This window comes from bacterium (genome assembly GCA_023145965.1).
Lineage (GTDB): Bacteria > UBP14 > UBA6098 > UBA6098 > UBA6098 > UBA6098.
The window spans coordinates 51,508-57,919 of record JAGLDC010000036.1 but is presented as its reverse complement, the minus strand read 5'-3'; the positions used below and the strand labels follow the sequence as shown (position 1 = coordinate 57,919).

6 protein-coding genes are annotated in these 6,412 nt (G+C 42.7%); 1 reads left to right on the top strand and 5 read right to left on the bottom strand.

Annotation, left to right across the window (positions count from 1 at the left end):
• Positions 1-50: 50 nt before the first annotated feature.
• On the bottom strand, positions 51-335 hold the full coding sequence (locus KAH81_04125) for a hypothetical protein (protein ID MCK5832841.1): 285 nt from the start codon (positions 333-335) through the stop codon (positions 51-53).
• Positions 336-605: 270 nt separating this feature from the next.
• Between KAH81_04125 and KAH81_04120 the strand changes: the two genes are divergently transcribed.
• Positions 606-2,042: a hypothetical protein gene (locus tag KAH81_04120; GenBank protein ID MCK5832840.1), complete on the top strand. Its 1,437-nt coding sequence runs from the start codon at positions 606-608 to the stop codon at positions 2,040-2,042.
• A gap of 41 nt (positions 2,043-2,083) precedes the next feature.
• Here the strand turns inward: KAH81_04120 and rodA are convergent, their stop codons facing one another.
• The 4 genes from rodA to mreC form a co-directional block, all read right to left on the bottom strand.
• Positions 2,084-3,271 carry a rod shape-determining protein RodA gene (gene rodA, locus KAH81_04115; GenBank protein MCK5832839.1) on the bottom strand — a complete coding sequence of 396 codons (1,188 nt, stop codon included), beginning with the start codon at positions 3,269-3,271 and terminating at the stop codon, positions 2,084-2,086.
• A complete protein-coding gene (mrdA, locus tag KAH81_04110; protein ID MCK5832838.1) occupies positions 3,268-4,986 on the bottom strand; it encodes a penicillin-binding protein 2 in 1,719 nt (572 codons plus the stop codon). Before mrdA ends, rodA begins: the two co-directional genes overlap by 4 nt.
• A 65-nt stretch (positions 4,987-5,051) precedes the next feature.
• Positions 5,052-5,558 (bottom strand): hypothetical protein, encoded by a 507-nt coding sequence (locus KAH81_04105; GenBank protein MCK5832837.1) that lies wholly within the window; start codon positions 5,556-5,558, stop codon positions 5,052-5,054.
• A gap of 7 nt (positions 5,559-5,565) precedes the next feature.
• A complete protein-coding gene (gene mreC / locus KAH81_04100) occupies positions 5,566-6,396 on the bottom strand; it encodes a rod shape-determining protein MreC (GenBank protein ID MCK5832836.1) in 831 nt (276 codons plus the stop codon).
• Positions 6,397-6,412 lie beyond the last annotated feature (16 nt).

The window sequence follows — 6,412 nt, the reverse complement described above, 5'->3', positions numbered from 1 at the left end:
CCGTGGTCGGCAATGCCGACAGATGACCGGCAGGGCCGGCGCCATATTGCTCAACCACGCGGTGCGCGTGGATTCGCTCCGTGGTCGAGAAATTTTACCGTGAAAATTCGGCTGTTACGAAGGAACGGCCCCGCGGAGGCCTGCGTTAATTTACGTAGCTCGGCAAAATAGTCTGGCCGAAGCCATCTGCTGTGGGCCATGCCAACCCGTATTTCCAGAACGGATATAGCGAAAGCAGGTCCAGCGGGCACATCGAAAAGTTGAAAACCAATTACCCTAGAAGAATCGGCGAATGCCACGCCCTCCGGCTCGGTTAACTTCCCCTGATAGTTCATGGTTTGGTATTGCAAATACCGTAAAAAAAGATTACAATAAAGAAAAAAACCTTTATAATACCCCAAAGCCTGAGCTTATTACAATAGGACAAAATAATATGCATTTACCAAAAGCTTAAGATGTTTTTCTTATAATAAAGAAAACCCCGGGAAACTCGAAGATACTAGGATTTGAATATCTCTATTATTCAATTAGGTTAAAATTCTGTTTTACGAGAGGAGTTTTTTTATTATATTACTATAATAAGATTTATTTACAGCGAGGTCAAAATGAGAAATTTGTGTGTTTTCCTGTTAATCGCTACGATGGCTTTTTGCGGTGTCCGAATTGCTTCCCTTAAAATCGGTGGCCCAAACAGATGCATGGAAACAGTATCGGTCATCGATGCAGTTCTCATGGCGGATTCTACTATAGATATTATTCTTGCACCAGCAGAAAATCTTGGCGGCGACTCGAATCGAGCGCGAATAATATTCTCAGAAACCACATTGGGATGGGATTTCTCAGTGGCGGATACTTTCACTCGCACGCGAGAGGTGTTTTCAGCACTTCAGGCTATTGCAAGCCTTGCAGAAACCTATGCTGTGACTATAATCCCCGGCACTCTATGGGAGGTCGATAGTTTTAACCGTTGCTTTGAGTGCGTGCCAATTTTTGAGTCGGATGGCAATATTGCCCGTATTCGCAGGAAAGCCCATCAAACCAAAACCGATCCCAATATCGATGCTTCAATAATACTGGATACTGTTTTCACAAAAGAGGGCGATATATATTCATACCTGATTACTATTTCTAATGAAGCCGGAGACCTTCCTTCAGTTTATGGTTCTTCAGAATCCCCTGCGGATATCTGGCTTGCGCTCGATAGAAGATGGTCGGAAAATCTTATCTACGCTTTAGAAAACATCAATACTGTTTATCCTCCAAACTGGACCTTTGTTCATTCTGCCGTGGATTCTCCGAGTTTCAAAGCTCTCATTGACTCGAATTGGATTTCATCGAGCGGTCTTCTTGTTTTATCGGATTTTGATGCAGGCGCCGGTGCAACCTATATTTCGAATCTGTTTCCTGAATTTCATACCGATAATGATTGGTCGGTTATCCCAGATTATTCTGAGATGTCCTCATATGTCGTTATAGATGTCGATCCAGATATGCCAACCCACAATATGAGAGTGGATATTATCGCAAGAGATACCATCGACGCGCCGGTGGAAAACCTCTTTGTTAACTATGGCCCCCCTGATTGCACTCCGATTCACGCCGGTTGGACAGACGACGAAGGTGTTTTTATGGCATGTATTGCCGATGAGGAAAGCCTATATTTCCTCTTCTCCATCGATGGAATGATTCCCATGCCGGAGGAGACCACTCTTTATGTATCTTATGCTGAATCGAGATGCACAATCTTCGTAGCTCTCGAACCAGACTCATTTAATTCTATCTCGGAGGTTAAAAGACCTGAAAATGAGGAAATCGCTGTTTGGCCAAATCCTTTTAACGCGAGTTGCGTTATAAGCGCAAGCACACGCGTTGTAATCTACGATCTCATGGGTAAAGCGGTTCGTCAGTTAGAGATGGGTGTGCAAAATAAAACCCTCTGGGATGGTTGCGATAATACCGGGAATGAACTTCCAACCGGAATTTACTTGGTGAAAGCCCTCGATAACCGTTCGTCGAGTATCAAGATTTGCTTAATGAGATAATTATTGACTTTCGGATTCATAGCTAGAAGGAATCAGATTGGCTATGGTCCTTCTATGCCATGGGAATGGATGTTCAGCAAAATTCCGATTATACAGAAAGTTGTGAGAAGACTACTTCCACCGGAGGATAAAAAAGGCAAAGGCAATCCTGTTACAGGCATAAGCCCGATTACCATACCCATATTGACTACTGCACCAAAAAACAAAATTGCACCCAATCCAATTGCGGAAAGCCTTGCGTATTCGTTTCGCGCTTCATCCGCAATGCGAAGTATCCTGCGGAATAGAATGAAGAATAAAACCAAGGTTGCTATCGAACCGATAAAACCGAATTGCTCTCCTAAAACGGCAAAAATAAAGTCGGTCTGTTTAGCTGGGAGAAAAGCGAGTTTAGCCTGAGTTCCCTGTAAGAATCCCTTTCCCCAGAATTGACCGCTTCCTAGGGCTATTTTACTCTGGATTATCTGATATCCTGTGCCGAATGGGTCTCTTCCCGGATCAAGAAAGACAAGCACTCTTTCTTTTTGATAATCATGAATGGAACGCCAAATGGCAGGTGTTAAAATACCGGCTGCAAGATTTCCTAAAGCAGTAATAGCGAAAACTGGTAATCTTCTGCGTGAAAACCAAAGCGTCAAAAGCAAAGCAATATAAAATATAGCCCACGAAATCCAATGAAAACTCAATGAAACTGAAAGAAGCGGACTTGCCAGAAGAAAAAGAGTTAACTCACTGACACCAGCAGTATAAAGCGCGCAAACTATTATGACTATGAATACCATAGCGGTTCCAAGATCCGGCTGACTCATTACTATAGCAAAGGGTATAACAGCTATTAGAATTGCACCCGCAATGGTCTTAAACGAGCGAATGTCCTTTTTTCTGTCATAAAGAAATCTCGATAGCGCCAATGCAACAGCTGGTTTTGCAAATTCCGAGGGTTGTAGGGTCATTGTCCCTAGATGAAACCATCTTTTAATATCTCCACTTTGAAGTATAGGCGAAAAAAGAAGTAGCACCGCCAAGGCATAGTATATCCAGCCGAACGAGTAATGGAACCTAAGTGGAATGCGCCATATCGCGACCATCAACACAATACCCACCACAAGATATATCGATTGTTTTAGCCATATATTACTCGAAGGTGCTGCACTGTATATTAAAAGTATTCCCAAACACGCGAGTATTATCGAGCAAATCACCAATATCCAGTCGAATGAATGATTCAATTAATCCTCGCTTCATATATGTTGAAATAATTCAACATAAAATCCCTTGCTAAAGGTGCCCATGCCCCACCAGAGCCTCCATGCTCTACAAGCGTTACAATAACCAATCTAGGGGCTTCTGCCGGCGCATAACAGGTAAACCAAGCGTGGTCTTCGCCGTGAGGGTTTTGAGCGGTTCCCGTTTTACCTGCAACATTTATATTGGGTAGTTGCGCCCAAGCACCAGTTCCCAGTGGAGCATTAATTGCTCTAAACATCCCCTCTTTGGCAATTTTTATTGCAACTCCGCTGGCCGGGAGACGTCCATTCGTTTCGTTTTCAACAATAAGTGGCCTTTCCATTGGAGGGCGAATCTCTTTAACAAGCTTGGGTCTGTAAACTACACCTCCATTAGCTATTGCGCTCATGTATTGCGCAATCTGTATAGGTGTAACAAGTATCTCGCCTTGACCTATACAAAGATTCAACACAACTCCCGTTCCCCAACCACGCCTGCCGTATCGCTCGGTAAAATAATCCCTCGTTGGAACAAAACCCGAGGCTTCCGGCGAAATGTCGATTCCAGTAGGTTTCCCAAATCCGCTGCTCTTTGATAATTCACTCCAATTATTGAGACCAAGATGAAGAGAAAGCTGGTAGAAATAGACATCGCAACTTTGAGAGATAGCCTCGACTAGATTAATATCTCCGTGCCCACGCCTGTTCCAACAATGGAACCAGCGGTCTCCATACCAAATTCTACCATGACATGCCTGAAGGTGAGTATTTGCATTTGCAATACCCTCATCCACAGCACCCATAGCAGTTACCAGCTTGAAAATCGAAGCCGGTGGATAAGTCCCTTGAATCGATCTATTCAAAAGCGGATGTGTCTCTCGGTCGTTTAAAAGCTCCCAGATACTATCTGTAATCGTTTCGGTAAAGAGCTCTAGATCGAAACTTGGTCGCGATACCATTGCGAGTATCTCCCCGTTTCTTGGGTCCATCGCAATAAATACTCCAGTCTGAACATTTGCCATAAGGGTCTCTGCGTATGCCTGAAGACCGAGGTCTAAAGTAGAAATAATATCCGCACCGGAAATAGCAGGAATGTTTGATTTACCTTTTACCGGCCCCACAACCTCGCCAGTAACCCGAACCTCTATAAATTCCGCTCCATCGCGGCCCCTTAAAAAGGAATCATATGATTTTTCAATGCCGAGTTTGCCCAAAAAGTCGCCGGCTTTATAATTATCTTTATATAATTTTCTCAGCTCTGGCGCGCTTATTTCCCCAATATAGCCGAGAACGTGTGCAGCATGACTATGCCATGGGTAAACTCTTTGCGGTTCAACTTCATAGATAACCCCGGGATAATCCAGTAGATGTTCCTGAAGCTTGCTAACATCCGCAAAATTGACCTTGCGCTTTATTGGAATTGGTGCATATAGTGAAATGCCACCCTTATCTATTTTTTTTATTATACTCTCTGATGAAATATCGAGGAGCTTCTCCAAGCGGCTCATAACCTCCGGATTACTGACAAATTCAAACGGAAGAACACTTATTGTGTATGTAGGACGATTATCGACAAGAATCTTTCCGTTTCTGTCCAGTATCTTACCTCTTGCCGCTCTCTTTGGAACAATTCGTATCCTGTTTTGTTCGCTTAGTCTGTAATAATATTCCCCTTTTATAACCTGAAGATTGAAAAGAGCTACGGTTATTAATAACAATGACGCTATTAATAATATGTGAAGTAGTCTGATCGACCGTATTGAAAAGGTTCTGCTTCTCATTGTTATAAGTGCGCGATGTCGCTGTCTTTATAATGGCCGGGCAAAAATAGGCCAATTTTTATCGCTATCCAAAGTAAAATAAAACCTAAAAGCGCGGTTAAAACTGCCGAAGGTAAATCGAAACGGATCAAAGTGAGTCCATAATGTATTGCGAATGGAGTAAATAAACGGAATATAATCCTATCTAGAAATGACAAGATAAATAAGACAATACCTAAAAGCAATGGTCGAGATAGATTGAGTGAATCGTCTATAAGACCAAAAATCAAAACTACTGTCGTTTTTGCCAATATATGTCCACCTAATGACACAGGATCGAATATGTCGAGCATAAAACCACCCAACATAGCCCATAAAAGACTCTCGCTTCGCGAAAATAAACTGGTGGCAAAAACTAAAATGATAAAAGCAAGATCAAAATCCCATGGGAATTGAGCAAATGGAGTCGATATCGAAACCTGAATTCCAATCGCAAAATATAAAGCAAAAAATAATCCTATTCGCTTCATCTCAAAATCAATCCTCCGTTTGAATGGAATCGAGTGGACCTTGATCGCTCACTAAACCAACAAATAATATGAAGACCTCCTCTAGCCGATTAAGGTTCGCTGATGGTTCGATTTCAACCCTCATAAAAAGCCCGGATTGAGGCATAGAAACTCTGATAACACGCCCCACGAGCAAACCTTCAGGAAAAATCCCGCCCATACCAGAAGACAGTATCGAATCGCCCCGTCGAATATCTGCTTCTACTGGAATATTTTCTATGATAATCTTCCCGCGAGCATCCGTAGATACAATACCATTCACCCTGCTCCGTGCATCGACAACACTTATTTTAAAATTTGGATCGGTCATCAATTGAATTACACAGCTTTTATCGTAAACCCCGACAACCTTGCCGACTATTCCGCTCTCGTCGATAACCGGGAGCCCGATTATCACACCGCGATTACTGCCTACACCCGAAACCAGCGCACTAGGTAACCTCGGAGTTCCTCTACCTATAACTTCCGCAAGAATATTGTGATATTCGATTTTTTCAGCAAATCCAAGAAGCTCTCGAAGCCTATGGTTTTCTCTTTCCGCTTCCTTCAATGACTCCATGCGGAGTTTGATTCTCGAAAGTTCTTCTTTAAGAACAAGATTCTCCAAACGACGATTACGAAGCAAATGATATGTCTTACTCACCGAAGTAAAGGGGAGATAGATCGTGTTCATAAGTGAAGCGGAGATAGTAGTTCGGATTTCTAATGGAGCTTGATTTATGAGAACACTGATAACAATAGAAAATACCCAGAGACTGACGGAAAGGTGTTTTTTTATAATTTCAAGAAATGAGATCATGGCTTGGAGACAAACC